This is a genomic window from Kitasatospora fiedleri (assembly GCF_948472415.1).
Lineage (GTDB): Bacteria > Actinomycetota > Actinomycetes > Streptomycetales > Streptomycetaceae > Kitasatospora > Kitasatospora fiedleri.
The window spans coordinates 485,320-506,445 of the sequence record NZ_OX419519.1 but is presented as its reverse complement, the minus strand read 5'-3'; the positions used below and the strand labels follow the sequence as shown (position 1 = coordinate 506,445).

The window sequence follows — 21,126 nt, the reverse complement described above, 5'->3', positions numbered from 1 at the left end:
GATGTCCTCCTACCCGCCCGCCTCCGCACCGCTGCCCGGCTCGCTCGACCTGCCCCCGCTGCCCGCGGAGGCGCCCGAGGCCGACGTCCACGACCCCCGGGCGCTGCGCGGGGTGCTGGGACGCTTCCCCACCGGGGTGACCGTGCTGACCGCCGGGGGCGAGACGCCGTGCGGCATGACGGCCAACTCCTTCACCTCCGTCTCGCTGGAACCGGCGCAGGTGCTGGTGTGCGTGGTGAAGTCGGCCGCGGTCCACGCGGCCGTGCTGGCCGAGGGGGCGTTCGCGGTCTCGGTGCTCGCCCGCGACCAGGAGTGGGTGGCCCGGCACTTCGCCGACCGCCGACGCCCGCGCGGCGCCCGGGAGTTCGACGGGATCGGCCACACCCGCGGCCGCCACACCGGGGCGCCCGTGCTCAACCACGTCCAGGCGTGGCTGGAGTGCCGCCTCGCCGACGCCCACGAGGGGGGTGACCACACCATCTTCGTCGGCACCGTCCTGGGCGCGGGCCGCTCCACCGGCGGCGACCCGCTGCTCTACCACGGCGGCGCCTTCGCCCGCCTCGCCGGCTGACGCCGCGCCACCTCCCCACCGACGCCCGGCCGGATACCCCCGGCCGGGCGTCCGGCGTGCCCGCCCCCTCCTGCCCGGAGGCGGAGTGCACCACCGGCCGTCGCTCACACCGGGCAGTGGATCAACGACCCGACGCTCCCCGAGGGCGGAAGACCGCCGGTGCGCGCGGTCCGGCGGTCGGCACGACCGCGGGACCACGACGCCCTCGGCAGCCTGTTCGGCGTCCGCGACCTCGCCAACTCCGCACCGCCGGCCTCACGTCCCGGGCACCACCCAGTCTCCCCAGGCGTCCCGGTCCTCGGCGTCCACCGTGGTGTCGGGGGGGAACTCGTGGACCCCCCGGGCGGGGAGGTGGGCGGCGACGAGCAGGCCCAACTCCTGCACCAGGAGGGTCGGTGCCTGCGGGCTGGCCTGTGCCAGACGTTCGAACAGGGCCTTCGCTTCGGCCTGTTGGCGCCGGTCGTCGCGGCGCCGGAGCCAGACGTCGAGCAGGACGGGGTACCCGTCGTAGGCGTTGACCTCCTCCGGTGACGGGTCCTTCTCGGCGAACACGTTGCGCTCGACGTGGCACCTGACCTCGACCTCGGCCCCGGCGGAGGAACTGTTGAGCACGAGCGAGATCCGCTCCGGGGAGGAGTGCTCCGGGTCCACCGAGGCGCCGACGGCACGGGCGATCTCCCGGGCGGCTTCGGCGAGCGGACGGTCGTCGGCGACGAACACCAAGTCCTGCTGGGACATTCAGGAACGCCTTTCGTACGAGACGATCTCGTCGTCTCCGAGAATGATGTGCACTGCCTTCGCTATCCGGGTCGCGGGCTTCTCCGGATCGTCCGATCGCTGCCCGGCGGCCCGGCGGTACGCCCGGTCGGCCTCCTCCCTGGTGATGGAGCTCCCGCGGATGTCCACCACCACCTCGCCGTCCCCTCCGGCCACCTGCTTGCTGGCGAGCCGGATCTCCTGCTTCAGTGCGTTCTGATTGCCGGTGACGGTCTTGAACTCCGTGACGACACCGGGCTCGTCGGGTCCCTTGCGGACCACCGTGTCGGGGTTCCTGCCCCCGGCGCCGTGGTCGGCCGGGCGAGCGTCGACCCGGGCGCCCCGCTCGGCCAGCAGTTCGGCGATCGCCAGTTCCTTGGGGAGCAGGGCCCGGTCCGGGTCCCGGACCTCCGGCCGGAATCCGCCGCCCAACGGGCGCAGGTCGAAGGCCGGGTCGAAGTCCTCCTCCGGGTCCTCGTCGGGGGCCGCCAACTCCAGGTCGAGGGTGGGTGGTTCGTCCTCCGGTTCCGTTTCCGGTTCCGGTTCGGGGAGTGGTCCAGCTCGGCCTCGTAGCGGGCGGCGGGCTGTTCGAGGACGGCCGGGGCGGGATCGGGGGCGTCCGGGCCGGGGGCGTCCGGGCCGGGGCGTCCGGGTCGTCGGCGTGCGGCCGTGCGGTGTCCACGCTCATGCTCCGGCCCTCCTGGCGGAGTGGGGTGCGGTGGTGGTGCGGGCGGCGGCCCCGGGGTGGAGCCGGGCGATCGGCCAGGGGCGGGGCAGGCCGAGGAAGGCGATCGCGCGGCGCAGCCGGGTGACCGGATCGGGGGAGACGTCGAGCAGGGCGGCGGCCCGGTCCGCGGCGGCGGGTCGGACCGGCCGGTGACGAGGGTGCGCGGGGGCAGGTGGTTGTCGGGGTGGCGGCGGAAGGCGTCGAGCTGCTCGACGGTGTCCGCGCCCGGCAGGTCGAGGCCGCGGGCCCGCCAGGCGGCGGTGTCGGGGTGCGGCCGGCCGTCCGGCGGGTGTGCGGTGAGCGCGCGGTGCACGTCGACCCAGCGGAACCGGCCGGCCTGCCAGTGGGTCTCGCGGCCGTCGCAGGGCGGGGGAGCCCCGGGGGCGCCGAGTTGGCGCAGCGCCACTTCGGCGAGGTGGGCGGCCAGCTCGCCGGGCCGGTAGTGGACGGCCAGGCCGGGGCGGTCGGCCAGCGCCTCGGTGATCCGGTGGCCGACCGCGCACTCCAGGGTGCGGGGGTCGGCAGGGGCGGCCAGCGCGGCGAGCCAGCCCGGTTCGGGGGCGGGCGCCGGCTCGCCGGTGAGGTGGGCGAGCACCAGCACCTCGACCCACAGGACCAGCCGGGGCTGTTCGGCCAGCCGGGCGGCGGCGCCGATCTCCCGCAGGGTGCACGGCCGGGCCCGGCACCTGCTGCCGCAGACCGGTTCGCGCGGCTGCACCGGCGGGAGGCGGTCGGCGCCATCCGGACTCTCGGCGGCCTCGCGCAGCGGCAGCGAGAGCAGCACCGGCCGGTCCATGCCGTCGGTGAAGACCGCCGCCCGGCCGGGCGGGAGGGCGACCAGTTGGCGGGACTGGTCCTCCGTCAGGTTCATCGTGCTGCCGACGGCGGCCCGGTCGTCCTGGGCGGGCAGCCGGTGGACGATCTTCACGGCCGAGTTCTTCAGCACATCGGGGATGATCTTCGAGGGGATCTGCTCGGCCACCACGATGCCCTCGCCGTAGGCGCGGACCTCGGCGAGCAGACCGGCGAACAGTTCGACCGCGTGGGCGGCCGGGGTGCCGGGCACCGCGTTGCGCAGCAGCCGGTGGGCCTCCTCGATCACGGTGACGTGCCGGAGGGCGACCGGGCCGGTGGTGGCGCGGCGGCGCAGGTGCTCGGTGATCCGGAGCAGGACGGCGCCGATCAGGAAGGCCTTGTCCTGGTCGCTGCCGATGTCCTCCAGCTCCAGCACCACGTTGCGCCGTAGCAGGGCGGGCAGGTCGAGCGGGTGGCCGCCCTCGAAGAACCGGCCGGGGGTGCCGAGCCGGAGCGAGTTGAGCCGGACGTCGATGAAGCCGCGCACGTTGTCGGTGATCTCCCGGCCGTAGCCGATCTCCTCGACCACCTGGAGCGCGGCCCGGCGCAGGTCGCCCAGGCCCGGGTGGCGCGGCGCCGGGCCCGGGGTGAGCGGCTCGCCGAGCGCGACGTCCCAGCCGGCCTCCCGGTAACACCTGGTCAGGGCCTGGGCCAGGACCTGGGGGAACGGCTCGACCGCGTCGAACGAGGCCAGGAAGAGGGCTCGCACCAGGTCGACGTGGGTCTGCAACGGGAAGCCGGGCGCGGGCTCCAGCGGATTGAGGCAGCCGGGCACGGCGTCCGGATCGCCGGGGCGGATCACCAGCACCCCGCCGTGCCCGGCCAGCCGGCCGGCCATCCCGGCGTACTCCGACTTGGCGGGTTCGATCACCAGCCAGGGCACCGGTTCGGGGAGCCGGGAGAGTCCCTCCAGCAGGGTCCTGACGGTCTGTGACTTACCCGCGCCGGTCGCCCCGCAGACGAAGGCGTGCCGGTTGAGCGAGGCCAGCGGGACGGGCAGCGCGGCGGTGGGGGAGCCGTACCGGTCCAGCACCCGGCCGAGCGGGAGGGCGGGGCCGTCGGCGGCGGGCTCCGGGGTGACGTCGAAACCGGGCGCCTCGACCAGCCGGACGCCGGGCACCTCGGTCTCCGGCACCCGGACCAGCTCGGCCAGCAGCTCGGCCCCGGCCGGGAACGGCACCCGGTGCCCGCCGTCGCCCCAGAGGTCCGAGGGACCGTCGACAGCCCTTGGTGGAAGGGTGGGTGGTGACACGGTGGTTGGTGGCACGGTGGGTGGTGGCGCGGCGGTCGGCGGGGCCGGTGGCGGGGCCGGTGCTCCGGCAGGTGCGGGGCGGTCGAGGGCGAGGGCGGTGGCCAGACCGGGCACCGGTGGCAGCGGGGCCAGGGCGTGCGGGGTGGCGTCGAGGTCGTGCCCGGCCACCAGCAGGCCGGCCACGGTGGCCGCCGAGGCGGCGTCGGTGCCGCCCGCCAGCAGCCGGACCCGCCAGAGCCCGGTGGAGCGGGCCGCCCGGACCTCGCGGTGCAGCCAGGCGTACCGGTCGGCCCGGAGCTGGTACTCCGGCGAGCCGCCCCGGCTCCGGGCGTCCCGTTCGGCGGCGGCCAACCGGGCCGCCTCGGCGTCGAGTTCGTCCGGTCCGAGCGGGTGGGCCAGCAGCAGCCGGGCGAACGGGCCGGGCCAGCAACCGGGCAGCGAGAGCTCCGGTCCGCCGGTCGGCCCGGCGGTGGCCCGCGGCAGGCCGGGCGGCGGCGGAGCCGGGAGGTCGACGGCGGCGGTGAGCGGCACCCACCACGGGAAGGCGGCCAACTCGGCGGCGAGCCGGTCCCGTTCGGTGGTCCCGCCCCGGGTTCCGGGCAGGAACGGGAACCCGCCCGGAGCCCCGGCCACCACCCGCACCGGGCCGTTCGGCCGGAGCCGGTACCACCCGGCGAGCAGCGGCCGCCCGCCGGAGGCCAGGGCCCGGTGGTACGCGGCGACCAGCGCGGCCCGCGCCGAGGGGAGGGGCGGTCCGGCCGGACCGGAGGGCCGCAGCACCTCCTCGATCCGGTACGGCCGTTCGGGCCAGTCGGCGGTGGGCGGGGCGAGCGGCGGCCCGGGCACGGTGGTGGTCATCCGGTACCGTCCCCTCCGGCCTGCCCGTCCCGTCCGGCCGGCCCGTCAGGCCGGCACCGCGCGGCGGCCGCGAGGGCGTGCGGTACGGGCGGCGGTGCGTCCAGGTAGACGGTGTCGTCGGCCGGGTCCAGGGCGGCGGCCGGGCCGGTGCGGGCGAGCGCGGCGGTGCGGGCGGCCCGGAGCAGGGCGATGCCCGGGTTGACCTCCACCGCGCCGACCCAGCGGCGGCCCGCGCCGTGGCCGGCCAGCACCATGGCGTAGTCCGGCAAGCGTTGCAGCACGCCCGGCTCGACGGTGTGCTCGTGCACCCGCTGTCCGGTCCGCGTGGTGCTCCAACTGGTGCCGTCCGCCCGGCCCAGCGTGCTGCCCCAGGTGCGGGAGACGTTCCAGGCGTGGGTGTCCGAGCGGCTCCAGGAGGCGCTGCCGGGCGGGCCGCCGGAGCGGGACCGGGAGGTGGTCAGTCCGCCCCCGTCCGAGCCGCCGTCGGTGGCCGTCGTGCTGTGGGTCTCGCTGCCGCCCAGGGTCTCGGCCAGCTGGGAGAGTTCGATCCGGTGCTCGCGGCCGATGAAGTCGGCGGCCCGGGCGGCCTCCTCGTGGTTGCCCAGCCGCATGAAGGCGACCGGACCGGCGCCGAGCAGCCCGGCCGACACCTCCCGCAGGTGGCGGAACACCACCACCAGCCGGACCCCGCGCCGTTCGCACAGGTCGGTCAGCCGCTCCAGGTGCCGGGCGGCCAGGCCGTCCGCCCCGGCCACGATCAGGGTGGTCGACTCCGCCGGGCCGCCCGCCACCCGCCGGGCCGCCCAGGCGACCACCAGGTCGGCCAGGAAGTCGGCCGAGCCGCTGTGCCACTCGGTGGAGAGCGCCACGCAGCGCAGCGCCGCCGGGGCGCGCGGTGTGCGCCGGGTGCCCAGCGGCCCCAGCGCGTGCGCCAGCGCCTCGATCCGGCGCAGGCCGTCGGCCGCCCCGGCCCGGTAGTCGGCGGAGAACAACTCGTCGGCCAGGAAAGCGCGTTCGGCGGCGCTCAGGGCGTCGGCCCCGGCCGGGTCGGCCGGTCCGGCGGGCTCGCCCAGCAGCACCCGCAGACCGGCCGCGATCCGGGCCATCGACAGTCCGCCGACGGCCAGCACCTCGCAGACGGCGGTCAACAGCCGGGTGTCGGTGGCCCGTTCGGCCCGGCCGGCCTCGGCGGCGCCGCCGTGCAGCGACTCGACGAACACCTCCACCAGGGCGGGCACCGCCAGCCCGGCCAGCAGGTCGCTTCCGGCCAGCTCGGCCGGAAGCAGCTGGACGTCCACGGTGAGCCCCGATGCGGCCGCGCCCCGGGCGAGTTCGCGCACCACCAGTTCGCCGGACAGGTCCAGGACGGTGGCCGGCCCCCGGCCGGCCAGGGTGGAGCAGCCGAAAACGGTCAGGAACGCCTCCCACCCCCAGAGGTTCCCGCCGACCACGTCGATCCGGCGCCAGCTCTCCGGTACTTTTGCGGGCCGCCATTCCTCGACGGTGGAAAGCCTTTCCCGCTCTGCGAGTTCGTGTGCGTCACGACGGTGCTGCCAGGCGGCCCGGGCGGTCCGCAGCCGCTGCCGGTGCACCCGGCGGCGCCAGGCCCGGAAGGCGCGGAGCAGGGCCCGGTGGGCGGCCAGCAGCAGGCACCAGAGCGCCCCGGCGGCCAGGCCGACCAGCGCGGCGCCGCCGAACAGGGCGGCGGGCTCCAGCGGGCTGCCGGTCCGGAGGGTGTGCCAGGCGCCGAGCGGAAGCCCGGCGGCGGTGCCCAGGGCGGTGGCCATGGCGGCCTGTAACAGGACGTCGAACGTCCGTTTCCACGGCGGGAGTTGGGCGCCTTCCGGAGTGTCCGGCGCGGTGCCGGGTGCGGTGCCGGACCGGTCCGGCGGGGCGGGCTCGGGGTCCGGGAAGGGGCGGTGCAGCCGGCTCAGGTCGGTGAACGTCCAGCCCAGCCGCTCGCCGGGCGTGAACAGCTCGCGCCAGGGCGCGCCCTGAAGATCCGTCACCCGCAGTCCCCTCCCCCCGGTACCGCCGGGCACGCGTGCCGGAAGGACCTCGGCAAGCGGTACCCGCAGCCACTCCGGCGAAAACCGCCGGAATCGGCGAACGGCAAAACGGTAGACCGGTGATCGACTTCCGTGCGGCCTTGCCGGGCGCATTCCGCCGTCGCCGGAAGCGAGTCACCCGGAAGGATTTCATCCCCCCCTGAGTTATCGCACGACCGTGCCCGCACGCGCCAGGGCGCACGTACGGACGTACGGATGCGCCGGGGGCGGTTGCGAGCGCCCCCGGGGAGCGGTGGCCTTTCCTCCCCCGCCGACACGGCCCGAAAGGCCGGGGCCCGCACCGCCGGCAGCGCGGCCGGACGTCCGGGGGCCGTGGGCCGGCAGGTCGGTGTCCTCGGGGGAGTACTGCCGCAGCAGGCCGTCCTGGACAGGGTCGCGCAGCGGACCTCCGCGCGGCAGCTCGCGCTCCTCGGGACGGAACCCGCGCGCGGCTGCGGACCGGTGCGCCGCGTCGGGGCGTCCCGGGTGCCCGTGGGTCACGTCCGGATCGCGCCTCTTGCCGCCCCGGTCCTCGCCACTCCCCTGATCACGGGTGTGGCGAGGACCGCTGGCCCCCGGAATCGGTCCGGGCCCTTCGCGGTCCGGGCCCTTCGCGGTCCGGGCGTACGGGCGTACGGGAGTACGGAGTACGGAGTGCGGGGGGTCAGTCGCGCGGGCGGACGGTCATCGGGAGGCCGCCCTTGACGCGCAGGGTCAGCATCGGTTCGGCCCGCACCCGGTGGCCGGGCGGGACGGCCAGGTGCAGGCGGCGCAGCAGGACGGCCAGCACCACGGTGGCCTCCAGCATGCCCAGGCTGCTGCCCACGCAGACCCGAGGCCCGGCGCCGAACGGCACGTAGGCGTAGCGGTGGCGGCCCGCCGAGCGGCCCCGGGCGAAGCGCTCGGGGTCGAAGCGCTCCGGCTCGTCCCAGAATTCCGGGTGCCGGTGCAGGGTGTAGGGGCAGAGCACGACGTCGGCGCCGGCCGGCACCCGGAAGCCGCCGACCTCGTCCTCGGCGAGCGCCTTGCGGGGCAGCAGCCAGACCGCCGGGTACAGCCGCATCACCTCCTGGAGGACCATCGAGGTGTAGGTCAGCCGGTGCAGGTCGTCCAGGGCCGGCAGCCGGTCGCCGAGCACCTCGTCCAGCTCGGCGCGGACCCGGTCGCCGACCTCCGGGTGCCGGTCGAGCAGGTACAGGCTCCAACTGAGGGTGCTGGCGGTGGTGTCGTGCCCGGCCAGCAGCAGGGTGACCAGCTCGTCGCGCATCCGGGCCCGCCGGGCCGCCGGGTCGCCCTCGTCCGCGGTGGCGTCGATCAGCCGGGACAGCACGTCGTCCCGGGTGCCGTCGGCGGCGGGCCGGCGGCGGCGCTCGTCGGCGAGCGCGGCGACGATCCGGTCCAGCTCGGCGCGGGCCCGGCGGAACCTGAGCTGGAGCGGCAGCGGCACCCAGGAGGGCACCGAACTCAGGCTCATCATCTCGAAGATGGCCTGGTCCTGGACCACCTCGAACGCCTCGCCGATCGACGCGTGCGCCCCCAGGTCGGCGTCCAGCAGGGCGCGGCCGAGCACCCCGAGGGTGAGCGAGGTCATCTCCTGCCGGACGTCCACCGGGCCCGGGCCCGCCGTCCGGCGCAGGCGCTCGGCGAGCAGCGCCGCCTCCTCGGCGATCACGTCGACCTGCCGGTTGATCCGGCGGGCCTGGAACACCGGCTGGATCACCTTGCGCTGGGCCCGCCAGCGCTCGCCCTCGCTGGTCAGCAGCCCGTCGCCGAGGGCGCGCCGGGCGTGCACCAGGCCGATGCCCTTGTGGTAGTTGGCGCTGTTGTCGGTGAGCACCCGGCGGACGTGGTCCGGGTGGTTGAAGAAGTAGAGCGTCTTCGGGCCGAGCGGCAGGCGCACCGCGTCGCCGTAGGCCGCCGCCGCCCCGGTCATCACCGCCAGCCGGTCGGCCGCCATCCGGGCCAGCAGCAACGGCGTGGCGACCCGCGACGGCCCCGGCGGCCGCCGGGACCCGCCCCGCCGCGGCCGGACGACGGCGGGACCGGCGAGCGGGGCGGGCGGGGCGGGCGGGGCGGCGGGCGAGTCGGCAGGGACAGGGGGGACAGCGGGGACAGCGGGGACAGGGGCGGCCGGGACGGGCTCGGGGGCGCTCACCGGTGGGCTCCGGCGGCCAGGTCGGTGATCCGGTCGGCGATCTCCTGCCGCCACACCTCGTACGCGGGGACCGGGCCGTCGACCGCCGGGCGCGGCCGGGCCCGGGTGCACACCCCGGCGGCCTGCTGCGGGGTGAGCCCGCAGAGCACCGCGGTGGCGGCTTCGGCGTGTTCGGTGAGCAGGCCGGCCTCGATCCGGGCGGTGGCGGCGAAGGCCGCGCCCTGGGCGAGTTGGGGCCGGTGCGGGCCGGCCCGGTCGAGCAGCAGGCGTAGTTCGGCGTCGGTGGCCCCGGCCGCGTAGCAGGCGGCCAGCCCGACCCCGGCCCACAGGTCGGCGTGCCGGTCGGCCTGGTAGCCGTCGACCAGGTCGGCGACCACGGCCGGGTCGGTGCCGCCGATGAACCACAGGGCCCGGCCGACGCCCTGGTCGATGGCGTGCCCCGCGTAGCGCCCGGTCCCGTCGCCGGGCCACGGGAAGTCGCTCTCCCGGTGGTGCTGGTGCACGTACCGCGCGGTGCGGAAGTACGCCTGGTGGAAGCCGTACCCGTCCAGGGCGAGCCAGCGCAGCAGCGGGTCGGGCGGCGCGATCGAGGCCCAGCGGAAGCGGGGCAGCCGGGCCATCGCCCAGCCGACCCCGACGTGCACCATGTAGTCGTGCGGCGCGCCGTGGCCGGCCAGGAACCGGGCGACCCGGTCGTTGCCGGGCAGCGGCAGGCCGTCCAGCATGGCCAGGCCCATCGCCGCGCCCTCGTAGGCGAAGCCCCGGTAGCGCACCGGTATCCGTTCCAGCCGCTCGTGCGCCTCGTCCTGGTCGCGCGCCTCGACGGCGATCGCGTAACCGTCGAGGAAGGTCCCGCCGACGGTCTCCAGGTTGGTCCGCGCCGCGTCGTCCTTGAGGTGGAAACCCCTGGTGGACAACTTCGTCTCGTTGTGACTCGGTGTCAACAGGCGTCGTCGGACCGCCCGCCAGCCTCCGCTCATCACTGCCTCCCGCCCGCCGCGCGCCCGGATGGCCGCAGCTCTCCGGTTACATGCTCGGGACCCCGGCGGCGCGGGGCTTCTCCCACCGTGCCGATGCCGGGCAACCCGGAAGTAGTCACCCCACCGGTCGGATCCACGACACTCTGTGACGCCCCCGCGCGCCACCCGTTCCCGACACCCTTCGGGAGCGGCCCTCCGTGAGCCGAGGAGACCCCACGTGACCGAGACCATCACGGGCCGGACGGTGAAGGCGCCGCCGCGCGCCACCTCGCTGTTCGTCAACGGCCTGTTCCCGCGCCGCCGCGCCCTGGTCGTCCTGCTGGGCCTCCTGGGCGGGCTGCTGCTCGCCTACGCCTGGTCCTCGAAACTGGCCGACGACGAGATCGGCTTCACCACCGCCGACCGCCTGCTGGGCCACGACGCCCGGTCCACCCCGCTGAGCGGCGTCGCCGCCGGGGTCCTGTTCGCCTTCGTCTCCGGCCTGGCCGGCTCGTTCACGGCCTGCAACGTGGCGGTGTTCGGCGCGGTCGGCCCGCTGGTCGGCCAGATGAGCCTGACCCGCCGTCAGCGGCTGGGGCACGCGCTGCGCCCGCTGGGCTGGCTGGCGGCCGGGATGCTGCCGGTCTCCGCCGGGTACGGGGTGCTGGTCGGCCTGTACGGCACCCACCTGCCGCAGTTCTCCACCGCGTCCGCGCCCGGGACGCTCTCGCCGCGCATCCTCCAGGCGATGATCGTGTTCGGCGTGATCGGCCTGGTCATGCTGGTGATCGGGCTGGCCGCGGCCGGGGTGCTGCCCGACCCGCTGGCGGGGGTGGCCCGCCGGTTCCCGAACGCCCCGCTGGTGCTGGTCGGCGTGCTGGTCGGTGGCTTCCTGATCGGCCGCCCCTACCCGCTGTTCCGCAACCTGTTCCGGCACGCGGCGCAGGAGCACGACCCGCTGTACGGGGCGGTGGCGTTCGCTCTCCAGTCGATCGGCAACGTCCTGGTGATGGCGCTGCTGTTCCTGCTGCTCTCCTTCGCGCTGGGCACGCCCGTGCAGCGCTGGCTGGCCACCAAGCCGGGCCGGGCGGCGACGCTGACCGCGACCGCGTTCCTGGTGGCGGGCGCGTTCACGGTCGTGTACTGGGACGTCCGGCTGCTCGGCAACCTCGGCTACCTGTGGTGGCCCAAGGCGCCCTGGAACGCGTAGGCCGTTCCGTTCGGATCAGCTGACCGCCCGGTCCGGGGTGCCGTCGACCGACACCCGGTGGACACGGACCGAGCCGTCGTCGCCGGACCGGACGCCCCGGCGGTCCGGGCCGCGGAAGGGCGCCCACCACCGGCTGCGGAGGTGGGCGCCCGACGGCGCCCGGGCGCGCGCGTACCCGCCGCCCGGCTCCGGCGGGGGTTCGACGACAGGTCCTAGGACTCGTGCACCCGCGTCAGGAGTTCCATCAGCTGTCGGCGTTCCGCCGCGCTGAGCGGTGCCAGCAGTTCGGCGTTGGCCCGCTCCGCCAGCCGTGCGCACCGCTCCAGGGTCCGGGTGCCCGCCGGCGTCACCGTCACCGCGTTCTTGCGGCGGTCCCGCGGATCGGGTGCGCGCCGGGCCAGCCCGGCCTCCTCCAGGTGGTTGAGCAGGAGGACCACGTCCTTCGGGTCGAAGCCCAGTCGGCGCACCAGGTCCGCCTGGGCGACGGGCCCGTACTCGGCCACCGCCGCGAGCACGGCGTGGTGGGGCGGTTTCAGCCCTTCTTCGGCGATCGCCTCGGCGACCAGGCCCCGGCCGCGCGCCGCGACCCGGCCGGCCAGCCAGCTCGGCAGGGACTGGAGCCGAGCCAGGGCGCCCTGGCTCTCGGTGCGGGTCATGGGAGCAGGCTATCCCGAAATCGTTGGACTTCCCCATGACCTGCCCCTAGGCTGCCGTCCATTGGTAATCCCAACGATCGCGAGTCGTGCGTCGAACCCGGAGGTGTCCATGCGCCGTGTCCGCTACGAGGTCAACGGCGGCCCCGAGGTCCTCTTCACCGAGGAGGCCCCCGTTCCGGAGCCGGGGCCGGGCGAGCTGCTCGTCCGCAGCGAGGCGGTCGGAGTCACGCTGCCCGCCGTACGGCGGGTGCGCGAGGGCACCGAACCAGGACCGCTCGGCGGCGAGGTGGCGGGCACCGTCGTCGCCGTCGGTGAAGGCGCCACCGGTTTTGCCGTGGGCGACCGCGTCACCGGCCTCTGCTTCTCCCACGGCTACGCCGAACTGGCTCTCCTCCACCGGGCGATGGCCTCGCGCATTCCGGACCGTGCGACGGCCGTGGACGCCGTGGCCCTGGTCCGCAGCGGCCTGGTCGCACGCGGCGCCCACGAGGCCGGCCGCCCCCGCCCCGGCGATGCCGTCCTGGTCACCGCGGCGGCCAGCGCGGTCGGCACCCTCGCCCTGCAGTACGCCAGGGCGGGCGGGGCCTCCCGCGTCGTCGCCGCCGTCAGCAGCGCGGACAAGGCGGAGTTCGTCCGCGCCCTCGGCGCCGACGAGGTCGTGCTCTACGGGGACGAGTCCTGGGGCGATCCGGTCGACGTCGTCCTCGACGGGGTCGGCGGAGAGCTCCTCCGCCCCGCGGTACGCGCTCTGGCCGAAGGCGGCCGACTGGTCGCCTTCAGTTCGGGCGGCGGCACGATCGACGCGTACGAACTGCTGGTCCGGAGCGCCTCGGTCGTCGGCTTCCGGATGGCCGCTGTCGCCCGGGGCGAGCCCGACACGTACGCGCGCTGGCTCGACGAACTGTGGGAACTCCACCGCAACGGCACCCTGCGCCCGCGCGTGTTCGCCGAGATCCCGCTCGCGGAAGCGGCCCGCGCCCACGAGATCATCGAGTCCCGGCGCAATCTCGGCAAGGTCGTCCTGATCCCCCGGGGCTAGGACCCCGGGGCTAGGAACTGTTCAAGGCTCGGATCGGGCGGCCGGAGTCAGGGGCTCCAGCCACCTGATCGATCCGCGAAGGTGCCGGCCGGGGTGACGGCGAGCGGGGGCCGTTCCGGTCGGCGATCAGGTGGTGCCCGCTGCCCGCTGCCCGCCGCCCGCAGTTCGGCGGGCAGCGCCTCGTGCGGGCGCGGTCACCCCGCCCGCCCCGGTCCGGTCCCGCGGCCGCCGCCAGGCCGTCACGCCGCCGCATCCGGCCCGCGGCCCTCGACTGCCGGGCCCCTGAACCGAACCCACTACTCCGAAACGACCGGTCAGGGCGTCAGTCCGTCGGGCCCGACGGGGTAGCGGGCGAGGATCTTCTTCCTGGCGTCGGCGGACGGCCGGTGGAAGTACACCAGCTCACGCGTCGTCCCGGTGCACTGCGCCGGTCCGGCCAGCACCGCCCGCTCCGTGTCGTCCAGGACCAGCAGATCGCGTTCGGCGGCCAGCCCGGGCAGCCGGGCGAGGACGTCCCGGACGTTGTCGTCGTCCACCTCCAGCAACGCGTACGAGGTCGGTTCGGGCAGCCGGCCGGCCAGCGCCCGCGCGGCGTACTCCATCCGGACCGTGCAGTCCAGCCAGCCGAGGGCGCGTTCCGCCTCCGCCGGGTCGAACGCCCGGCAGATGACCTGCTGGATCGCCACATCGGCCACCCCCGCGTGCCTGGCGACGAAGTGGTCGAGGTTGGTGCGCCACTGGCCGAGCATCTCCGCCGTGACCTCGCGCTCCCTCTGGTAGGACAGCGCCTCCGGCTGGAACGCGAACGCCAGCCCCCGGCGCCGCAGCCGGTAGCCGAGCTCGGAGTCCTCCAGGCCCCAGCCCAGGAAGCCTTCGTCGAAGCCCCCGACCGCGAGCAGGTGCTCGCGGCGCACCGACAGGTTGCAGGTGAACGCGTAGTGCCAGCAGGTCTCCAGGTTGTCGAAGTTCTCCGAGAACTCGGCCAGCAGGAACTCCCGGCCGTCCCATCTGACGATCTCCGGCATCGCGTCGAGCGAGAACTCCCGGGCCAGGCGCTCGTCGTCGATCTCCCCCTCGGCCATGTCGCCCCGGGGACCGGCCACCACCAGGTCGGTGCGGAGCCGGTGGTACCGGGCGTGCGCGGCGAGGAAGCCGGGCTCGACGACCTGGTCGGCGTCGACCAGGACGACCACGTCGCCGGAGGCCGCGCGGATTCCCGCGTTGCGCGCCGCCGCCCGGCCGGAGGCCGGGGTCCGCGGCAGGAACAGGTACTGCAGGGGGTAGGGCGGCTTCAGTGCGGCGAGGAGTTCCCCGGTGCCGTCGTCGGAGCCGTCGTCCACCACGACGACTTCGAACGAGTCACCGGCGTCGAGCTCGCAGAGGGCCAGGCACGACAGCAGTCGCCGCACCTGCGGGCCGACGTTGTAGGACGGGATGACCACGCTGATGTTCATCGTGACCCGACCAGGCGTGCGCTCACTTCGACTCCCCGTCCCGGTGTTCCGCCGCGGCCGCATCCCGCTCGCGCCAGGGTCCCACAGGGGCGGCGCGCCGGGCTAGATGCCCTGTCTTCGAACCCCCGTCTGCCCCACGCCGCCTGGCACGCCCTCTTGCCGCACCGGCCGAAAACCTGAGTACACCCAGTACGAGGGCTTCCGGCCGGCACGCCGAGAGCACGCACCGGACACCGCGGGGCCCCCGCGGGCGACGACGGGGGTTTGAAGACAGGCCCTAGCCTCAATACCGGTGACTTTGGTGTGGTTCGGTCGTTGAGTGGGTTGTGCCAAGGCCTGGACAGTTGAAGTCGCCGACGAGTGACCGGCTCTCGGATCGGATCGCGTTGGGGGTGCTGACGCGGGCCTTCCCGCCCGAGTTGGTCGATGAGGTCGTCGCCGAGTGCGGTCGGGTCGAGCAGCGTACGCGGCTGCTTCCCGCGCGGGTTGTGGTCTATTTCGTCCTGGCGATGTGCCTGTTCTTCGGTCAGGGCTATGAGGAGGTGGCCCGGCTCCTCGTTCAGGGCCTCGAGCGGGAGGGCCGATGGGCGACCGCTTGGCGGGTACCGACGACGGCGGCGATCGGCCGGGCCCGGCTGCGGTTGGGCCCTGAGCCGTTGCGGGTCCTGTTCGGGCGGGTCTGCCGGCCGGTCGCGGTCGCCGGGACGCAGGGCGCCTGGTATCGGCGCTGGCGGCTGATCGCGGTGGACGGCACCGTCTTCGATGTGCCGGACACGGTGGCGAATGCGGAGTTCTTCGGGCGTCCGGGAACCAGCCGCGGGCAGGGCCGCAGTGCGTATCCGCAGGTGAGGGTGGCGGCCCTGGCCGAGTGCGGCACCCACGCCGTGTTCGCGGCCGAGGTCGGCCCTCTGGCGCTTCACGAGACCGCTTTGGCCACGCGGCTGTTCCCCGCCCTGACCGAGGGCATGCTCGTCCTGGCGGACCGGGGATTTTGCGGCTTCGACCTGTGGCGGACCGCGAAGGCGACCGGTGCCGACCTGTTGTGGCGGGTCCGCAGCTTCGTCGTGCTGCCCGTGATCGAGACTCTCGCGGACGGTTCCTACCTGTCGGAGATCGTCGCCGCACGGGACAACTACCGCCGCACGGACCCCGAACGGGTCCGTGTGATCGAGTACGGTCTCGGCCGCAACGGCACCGTCTACCGGCTGATCACCACCGTCCTCGACCCTGTTCAGGCACCGGCCGACGAGCTCGCCGCCCTGTATGCCCAGCGATGGGAGATCGAGAACGTCCTGGACGAGATCAAGAACCACCAGGGTGGGCCACGCCTCGTGCTCCGTTCACAGCACCCGTCCGGCATCGAGCAGGAGATCTTCGCGTTCCTGCTGGTCCACCATGCGTTGCGGGACCTGATGCACCAGGCCGCCCTCAAGGGCGGACACGACCCGGACCGGATCTCGTTCACCCGTACCCTTCGCATCGTCCGCCGCCACGTCACCGGGCAGGCGGCGCTTTCCCCCCTCCCGACTCGCCCGGGCCATCGCCCAGAGCCTGAGTGAGATCGCCGAACGACTGCTGCCCGCACGGCGGTTGCGCTCCAACCCCCGCGTGATCAAACGCAAGATGTCCAACTGGGCACTCAAACGCACCGAGCACCGCAGCTCACCGCGACCCGACATCCCGATGGTCCGGCTGGTCGGGCCGACCCGAGCGACCTCAACCAGCCGGAAAACAACCTAAATCACCGGTATTGGCCCTAGCCTTGTTCTTTACTGACTTCGGCGCGTCAGGGTGAATTTATGTGGAGTGCCTGATGGGCCTGAAGCGGTGGCTGTACCTCCTGGTGTGTGAGATATGCGGATGGGGGCGGGCTGATCGCCGCAGGACGGCTGCGTCGGGAGTCGGTGCGCATGCAGGCAGCCGAGTTGTTCGAGCAGGAGGTCAAGTCGGCGGAGGTGGCCCGGCGCCTGCGGGTGAGTGGGAAGTCGGCCTACCAGTGGCACCAGTTGTGGCGTGACGGTGGGGTCGAGGCGCTGGCATCGCGCGGCCCGGGCGGGTCGCGGTGCCGCCTGTCGCGGCGCTGCCTCGCCAAGCTCGCCGCGTATCTGGACGAGGGTCCGGCCGCGCACGGCTGGGTGGAGGACCAGGTATGGACGGCGGCGCGGGTGGTCACGCTGATCGGGCGGAAGTTCCACGTCACCTACAGCGTGTCCGGGGCGACGCGGCTGATGCACCGGCTCGGTTTCAGCCCGCAGGTCCCCGCGCGTCGGGTGGCCGGGCGCGACGAGCGGGCCGTCACCGGGTGGAAGGAGGTGACCTGGGCGGAGGTAGAAGAGTCCGGGCGGCCTGCGGGGGATACATCTGCTTCGAGGACGAGGCAGGCTTCACCCGCCGACCGCCCCGCGGACGCACTTGGGGCAGACGGGGCCGCACGCCGGTCGTGACCGTCAGCGGGCGCCGCGCGGGACGCCTGTCGGTGGCGGGGCTGATCGCGGTGCGGCCGGGCTCGCGCACCCGGCTGTGCCACCGCCTGGTCACCCACCCCGCGGGCAAGGGCATGCGCCGCAGCATGGGCGAGCGCGACTTCATCGCCCTGGTCGACGGCGTCCACCAACTCGTCAAGGCGCCGATCGTGCTGGTCTGGGACCGTCTGAACACCCATGTCTCCCGCGCCGTGCGCGAGTTGGTCGACCAGCGCGCCCGGCTGACGGTGTTCCTGCTGCCCGCCTACTCACCCGACCTCAACCCCGTCGAATGGGTCTGGGCACACGTCAAGCACAGCCTCGCCAACCTCGCCGTCATGGCCCTCGACCGACTCGAAGCCCTCGTCCGCAACCGGCTCAAACGCCTGCAGTACCCACCCGACACCCCCGACGGCTTCATAGCCGGCACCGGCCTGACCCTCGACACCCCAACCCCACCCTGACGAACCGAAGTCAGTAACCACCAGGGCTCCCCGGCAACAGAGTTGAGACGTCAGATACCCCACTCAACTGCCCGGGAGCCCTGTCCGTTCTCCTTGCCCCACGACCGCGGGCCGTCACCCGATCGGTGACCGCTCTGAAAACGCTCACTGCTCAGCTGATATCCCGGTGAGCTCGGGGCTCACCGGGCGCGCACCGGTCGATCACGGCACCTCAGCTGGTGGGACCGCCGGTGCCGCCGTCTCGGCCGCCCGGATCTTCTCGACGGCCACCCATAGGTCCCGTGCGTCCACGACTGCCAACAGGCCGAAATGGATCAGCCGCCCAAGATCACCCTGAGAGCACGTCAGGATGTCGTCGATCACTTCCTCGGTCGGCGCGATCTCGTGATAGGCGTCGTGCCACGCGCGCTCGACAAGTTCCAACAGGTCGAGCGCCGCGGGGTCGCGTCCTTGCCGAACACCGCCTCGACTCTCGCCATTCGCAGCGCCTGACGGGCTGCACTTCCCACCGCCACGAGCCTTTCCTTCTCCCGGAGTTGACACCGACGGGTACATATTTCCATGCCTGGCGCCAAGTACGAGACCATGCGGCTCACCCGCTGCCGCTGGCCCGCGTCCGGAGGCTTGTTGTCCTCGGCAAACAGCCGGCAGCCTCCAGACACACCGCCTCGCGGCGATCACGTGTCTCCGCCGTCGCCCCGCCCACATCCACCATCACCCCAAAGGGCCGACGTCAGTAACCCTCGGACTTGTTCGTAGCGCGAGCGGACGTCAGGTCGTGGATGATGCACCGCATGAGTGAACCGTTGATCAGGGGCAGGGTGTGGGGACCGGACGACCGCAGCGGCGGCCCGCTGGACGATGTTCTCGGCGGTGCCCGCCTTGTTGTGCCCGGCCTCTCGGTCGAGCGGCTTCAGGTGACTCATCTCAGCGACGACGACAACGTGTACTTCCTCCGTGTCAACTCCGGCACCGGCTACGTGCAGGTCGATTCAGGTCCGCATGGCCAGGCACCGTTCATCGTCGAGGGCGTCACCCGAAAGTTCACGTCTGACCCGGTGGAAGCCCTCGCTGCTGTCTGCGGGGAGTTCGAACGCCCCGAGGACTTGTAGCAAGGCCGGCAGGGAGGTCACGTCCGCAAGGTTTCGCTGTTCACCGGACAGCGGTACGGCCCTGGCGTGATCATGTGCGTTGCGAAGCGCCCATGATCACTGACCAAGGCCGTGCGGATGAGTCTGCTGGACAACGCCGACTGCGTCGTGTCCCTGTCCGTGTTGTCATGCTTCCGGGCGGGCTTCTATGACTGCCTGACCGCGCGGGCGGATGCCCTGTTCGAGCTCACCGACGCGCTGCTGTGCGCCGACGGGCCGGTGAAGTCGCTGGTCGAGCTGACGCTGACCGCCGAGCACCCGCGTGGCCATGGCGCGCTCTATGACGGGCTCAACTGCGGGCGGATCGAGGCGGACCGGCTGCGTGCCGAACTGGCCGGGCTGCCCCTGCCCAGGGCTGACGACGGTCGGATCGTGCTGGCGGTGGACGTCAGCCCGCGGCTGCGGTCCGACACGCCGACCAGCGCGGACAGGCTGTTCTGCCACGTCTACGGGAGGGCGAAGAGCGTCTCGCAGTTCATTCCGGGCTGGCTGTACTCGTTCGGGGCCGTCCTGGAATCCGGGCGCACGTCGTGGACCGCGATTCTGGACGCGGTCCGGCTCGGGCCCGAGGACGACGCCACCGCGGTGACCGCCGGGCAGCTCCGCGGCGTGGTCCAACGGCTGATCGCGGCCGGGCACTGGTGCGAGGGCGATCCCAACATCCTGGTGGTGATGGACGCCGGCTATGACGTCACCCGGCTGGCGTTCGTCCTGGCGGACCTGCCCGTCGAGGTGCTTGGCCGGATCCGCTCCGGCCGGGTGCTGCGGCTGCCCAAACCGCCCAGACTGCTGGGCACCGACGGGCGGCCGCCCAAGCACGGTCCCGAGTTCGCCCTGGCCAAGTCCGCCACCTGGCCGGAGCGAACATACCACGACCACCGAAACGACCCGCTACGGCACCGTGACGGCCCGAAGCTGGGACCGGCTCCACCCGCGGCTTACCCACCGCACCTGCTGGCTCGGCCACGAAGGCGAACTACCCGTCATCGAAGGCACGTTGCTCCGCCTGCAGGTCGACCACCTGCCCGGCGACCGCAACCCCGCCCCGGTGTGGCTGTGGTCCTCGGCCACCGGCGCCACCGCCGTCGACGTTGACCGCTTGTGGCGTTCCTACCTGCGAAGATTCGACCTGGAGCACACCTTTCGACTGTTCAAGCAGACCATGGGCTGGACCCGGCCCAAGACCCGCACCCCCGAGGCGGCGGACCGGTGGACCTGGATCGTCATCGCCGCCCACGCCCAGCTCCGCCTCGCCCGCTCGCTCGCCGCCGACCTCCGCCACCCGTGGGAGCGTCCGGCGGAACCGAACAAGCTCACCCCCGCCCGCGTCCGGCGCGGGTTCAGAAACCTGCACACGAAGACCCCCTTACCAGTGGAAGCGCAGAAACCCACCCGCCCCGGACCGGGTCGGCCGCCCGGCCACAAGAACCAGCGGCCCGCCGCCCGCTACGAGGTCGGCAGAATCCTGGCCACCGGCGAGGCGTACACGCGGCCCACCCACGACAAGAAGGGGACCAAATTGAGGAGGACCGCTACGGAGAGCTGAACGCACCGTTCAGTGCACCGGAACAGGTGTCTCCGCGAGAACGCCGACGCCGCGTACTCGCATCGTCGCGGTCAGAGCGAGCGGACTGATGCCCAGGGCCGAGGCGATCTCGGGGGCCATGTCGAATGCCCGCCACTTCCACTCCTCCTCGGCCTCCCCGTTGCGCTCGCTCGCCTTCCAGGTGAGGGGCAGGCCGATCCGCTCCCGCTCGGTCTGTTCCTGCACGAGGGGTTGTCCCAGCGTGAGGAGTCCGTCCTCGGCCGTACCGGTCTCGCAGTACCGCCGCATCACGACCCCGTGCTCCGCGATCAGCCAGGCCGAGCCGTCGTTCTGTGTACCGAAGTAGTACGCCTGCGCGGCTCCGTAGCGGGAGCTGAGGTCGACACACAGCCGCAGGACTTCGTCGCCTCTGTCGCTGTCGCACGGATTGCACCACGGGCCGATCACCAGAGTCCATCCCTCAATCTCAGGACTCACGTACACCCGGGCCATTCCATCCGGATTGTCCTCGGCCTCTCCGTGTCCGTCCCCGTCGATGACGACCTCGGCCTCGGCGAACGTCACGGGGACGGGTCGGGTGAGGCCCAGGGAGGCAATGACTCCCGCTTGGTCCCCGGTCGGTACGGCGATCCAGTAGAGCCAGCACGTCGACAGCGGCCTCGGCTGGTCGTCCCTCGCGATTTCCACGACCACAGCCTGCCACTCCGGGTCACACCTGTTCGACGCCGGGTGTCAACCGGCAAGTGAGGAACTGGTGCGAGGTTCTGGTCTCGGTGGGTGCTTCCAGAAGATCAAGACCCGGTGAGGCCTGGTCATCAGATACGACAAGGGCTCGGAAAGCTACGCGGACGGCCTGCGCCATCGCGGATCGATCGTGTGGTTGAAGTCCCTGACTCCAGCTACACGATCCGGACCTTGAACGGCTCCTGGGGCGGCTCCGTCCGGATCGTCCGGATCGTCTTG

Annotated in this window: 16 protein-coding genes and 1 pseudogene; 7 read left to right on the top strand and 10 right to left on the bottom strand. The window is 73.6% G+C overall.

Annotation, left to right across the window (positions count from 1 at the left end; translation table 11 throughout):
• The first annotated feature begins 1 nt into the window (after position 1).
• Complete coding sequence (locus QMQ26_RS02695) at positions 2-571, top strand: flavin reductase family protein (protein ID WP_282204628.1); 570 nt, start codon at positions 2-4, stop codon at positions 569-571.
• A 255-nt stretch (positions 572-826) separates the two neighbouring features.
• Here the strand turns inward: QMQ26_RS02695 and QMQ26_RS02690 are convergent, their stop codons facing one another.
• The 6 genes from QMQ26_RS02690 to QMQ26_RS02665 form a co-directional block, all read right to left on the bottom strand.
• A complete protein-coding gene (locus tag QMQ26_RS02690) occupies positions 827-1,309 on the bottom strand; it encodes a hypothetical protein (RefSeq protein WP_282204627.1) in 483 nt (160 codons plus the stop codon).
• Positions 1,310-1,609, bottom strand: coding sequence for a hypothetical protein (locus tag QMQ26_RS02685; RefSeq protein WP_282204626.1), 300 nt, complete (start codon positions 1,607-1,609; stop codon positions 1,310-1,312). It abuts the gene before it with no gap.
• Positions 1,534-5,019, bottom strand: coding sequence for an ATP-binding protein (locus tag QMQ26_RS02680; RefSeq protein WP_282204625.1), 3,486 nt, complete (start codon positions 5,017-5,019; stop codon positions 1,534-1,536). Before QMQ26_RS02680 ends, QMQ26_RS02685 begins: the two co-directional genes overlap by 76 nt.
• Entirely contained in the window at positions 5,016-7,028 is a 2,013-nt protein-coding gene (locus tag QMQ26_RS02675) for a hypothetical protein (protein ID WP_282204624.1), read from the bottom strand. The genes QMQ26_RS02680 and QMQ26_RS02675 overlap by 4 nt, the downstream gene beginning before the upstream one ends.
• Positions 7,029-7,731: 703 nt before the next feature.
• The gene (locus QMQ26_RS02670; RefSeq protein WP_404814044.1) at positions 7,732-9,024 is read right to left on the bottom strand and encodes a cytochrome P450; all 1,293 of its coding nucleotides are present in this window, start codon (positions 9,022-9,024) and stop codon (positions 7,732-7,734) included.
• A 194-nt stretch (positions 9,025-9,218) separates the two neighbouring features.
• On the bottom strand, positions 9,219-10,202 hold the full coding sequence (locus QMQ26_RS02665; protein WP_100834704.1) for a DUF1702 family protein: 984 nt from the start codon (positions 10,200-10,202) through the stop codon (positions 9,219-9,221).
• Between the two features lie 217 nt (positions 10,203-10,419).
• Between QMQ26_RS02665 and QMQ26_RS02660 the strand changes: the two genes are divergently transcribed.
• Positions 10,420-11,391: a hypothetical protein gene (locus QMQ26_RS02660; protein WP_282204622.1), complete on the top strand. Its 972-nt coding sequence runs from the start codon at positions 10,420-10,422 to the stop codon at positions 11,389-11,391.
• Positions 11,392-11,603: 212 nt separating this feature from the next.
• Here QMQ26_RS02660 and QMQ26_RS02655 read toward each other — a convergent pair whose 3' ends face one another.
• Complete coding sequence (locus QMQ26_RS02655) at positions 11,604-12,047, bottom strand: MarR family winged helix-turn-helix transcriptional regulator (protein ID WP_282204621.1); 444 nt, start codon at positions 12,045-12,047, stop codon at positions 11,604-11,606.
• 109 nt (positions 12,048-12,156) lie between these two features.
• Between QMQ26_RS02655 and QMQ26_RS02650 the strand changes: the two genes are divergently transcribed.
• Complete coding sequence (locus tag QMQ26_RS02650; protein ID WP_282204620.1) at positions 12,157-13,086, top strand: quinone oxidoreductase family protein; 930 nt, start codon at positions 12,157-12,159, stop codon at positions 13,084-13,086.
• A gap of 314 nt (positions 13,087-13,400) precedes the next feature.
• On the opposite strand, the gene QMQ26_RS02645 is transcribed toward QMQ26_RS02650, so the two are convergent.
• Positions 13,401-14,540 (bottom strand): glycosyltransferase, encoded by a 1,140-nt coding sequence (locus QMQ26_RS02645; RefSeq protein ID WP_282204619.1) that lies wholly within the window; start codon positions 14,538-14,540, stop codon positions 13,401-13,403.
• Positions 14,541-14,866: 326 nt separating this feature from the next.
• Between QMQ26_RS02645 and QMQ26_RS02640 the strand changes: the two genes are divergently transcribed.
• Together QMQ26_RS02640 and QMQ26_RS38620 are read left to right on the top strand one after the other, a co-directional pair.
• On the top strand, positions 14,867-16,099 hold the full coding sequence (locus QMQ26_RS02640; RefSeq protein WP_282204618.1) for an IS4 family transposase: 1,233 nt from the start codon (positions 14,867-14,869) through the stop codon (positions 16,097-16,099).
• Between the two features lie 288 nt (positions 16,100-16,387).
• Positions 16,388-17,466, top strand: a protein-coding gene (locus QMQ26_RS38620; protein WP_449768965.1) for an IS630 family transposase whose coding sequence is annotated in 2 segments (ribosomal slippage) — positions 16,388-16,889 and positions 16,889-17,466 — 1,080 coding nt in all. Because the reading frame shifts where the segments join, the coding sequence is not laid out codon by codon here.
• A gap of 201 nt (positions 17,467-17,667) precedes the next feature.
• On the opposite strand, the gene QMQ26_RS02625 is transcribed toward QMQ26_RS38620, so the two are convergent.
• Positions 17,668-17,889 (bottom strand): hypothetical protein, encoded by a 222-nt coding sequence (locus QMQ26_RS02625; protein ID WP_282204617.1) that lies wholly within the window; start codon positions 17,887-17,889, stop codon positions 17,668-17,670.
• 371 nt (positions 17,890-18,260) lie between these two features.
• On the opposite strand from QMQ26_RS02625, the gene QMQ26_RS02620 reads away from it, so the two are divergent.
• A complete protein-coding gene (locus QMQ26_RS02620; protein ID WP_282204616.1) occupies positions 18,261-18,578 on the top strand; it encodes a hypothetical protein in 318 nt (105 codons plus the stop codon).
• A gap of 117 nt (positions 18,579-18,695) precedes the next feature.
• Positions 18,696-20,163, top strand: a pseudogene (locus QMQ26_RS02615) (NF041680 family putative transposase).
• Between the two features lie 9 nt (positions 20,164-20,172).
• On the opposite strand, the gene QMQ26_RS02610 reads toward QMQ26_RS02615, so the two are convergent.
• The gene (locus tag QMQ26_RS02610; RefSeq protein ID WP_282204615.1) at positions 20,173-20,850 is read right to left on the bottom strand and encodes a hypothetical protein; all 678 of its coding nucleotides are present in this window, start codon (positions 20,848-20,850) and stop codon (positions 20,173-20,175) included.
• Between the last annotated feature and the right edge of the window lie 276 nt (positions 20,851-21,126).

What these genes read in the sequence shown, in the direction of transcription:
- QMQ26_RS02695 (WP_282204628.1), top strand. Translation starts at nt 2, where the DNA reads ATGTCCTCCTACCCGCCCGCCTCCGCACCGCTGCCCGGCTCGCTCGAC.
- QMQ26_RS02690 (WP_282204627.1), bottom strand. Translation starts at nt 1,309, where the DNA reads ATGTCCCAGCAGGACTTGGTGTTCGTCGCCGACGACCGTCCGCTCGCC.
- QMQ26_RS02680 (WP_282204625.1), bottom strand. Translation starts at nt 5,019, where the DNA reads ATGACCACCACCGTGCCCGGGCCGCCGCTCGCCCCGCCCACCGCCGAC.
- QMQ26_RS02670 (WP_404814044.1), bottom strand. Translation starts at nt 9,024, where the DNA reads ATGGCGGCCGACCGGCTGGCGGTGATGACCGGGGCGGCGGCGGCCTAC.
- QMQ26_RS02665 (WP_100834704.1), bottom strand. Translation starts at nt 10,202, where the DNA reads ATGAGCGGAGGCTGGCGGGCGGTCCGACGACGCCTGTTGACACCGAGT.
- QMQ26_RS02655 (WP_282204621.1), bottom strand. Translation starts at nt 12,047, where the DNA reads ATGACCCGCACCGAGAGCCAGGGCGCCCTGGCTCGGCTCCAGTCCCTG.
- QMQ26_RS02650 (WP_282204620.1), top strand. Translation starts at nt 12,157, where the DNA reads ATGCGCCGTGTCCGCTACGAGGTCAACGGCGGCCCCGAGGTCCTCTTC.
- QMQ26_RS02645 (WP_282204619.1), bottom strand. Translation starts at nt 14,540, where the DNA reads ATGAACATCAGCGTGGTCATCCCGTCCTACAACGTCGGCCCGCAGGTG.
- QMQ26_RS02620 (WP_282204616.1), top strand. Translation starts at nt 18,261, where the DNA reads ATGAGTGAACCGTTGATCAGGGGCAGGGTGTGGGGACCGGACGACCGC.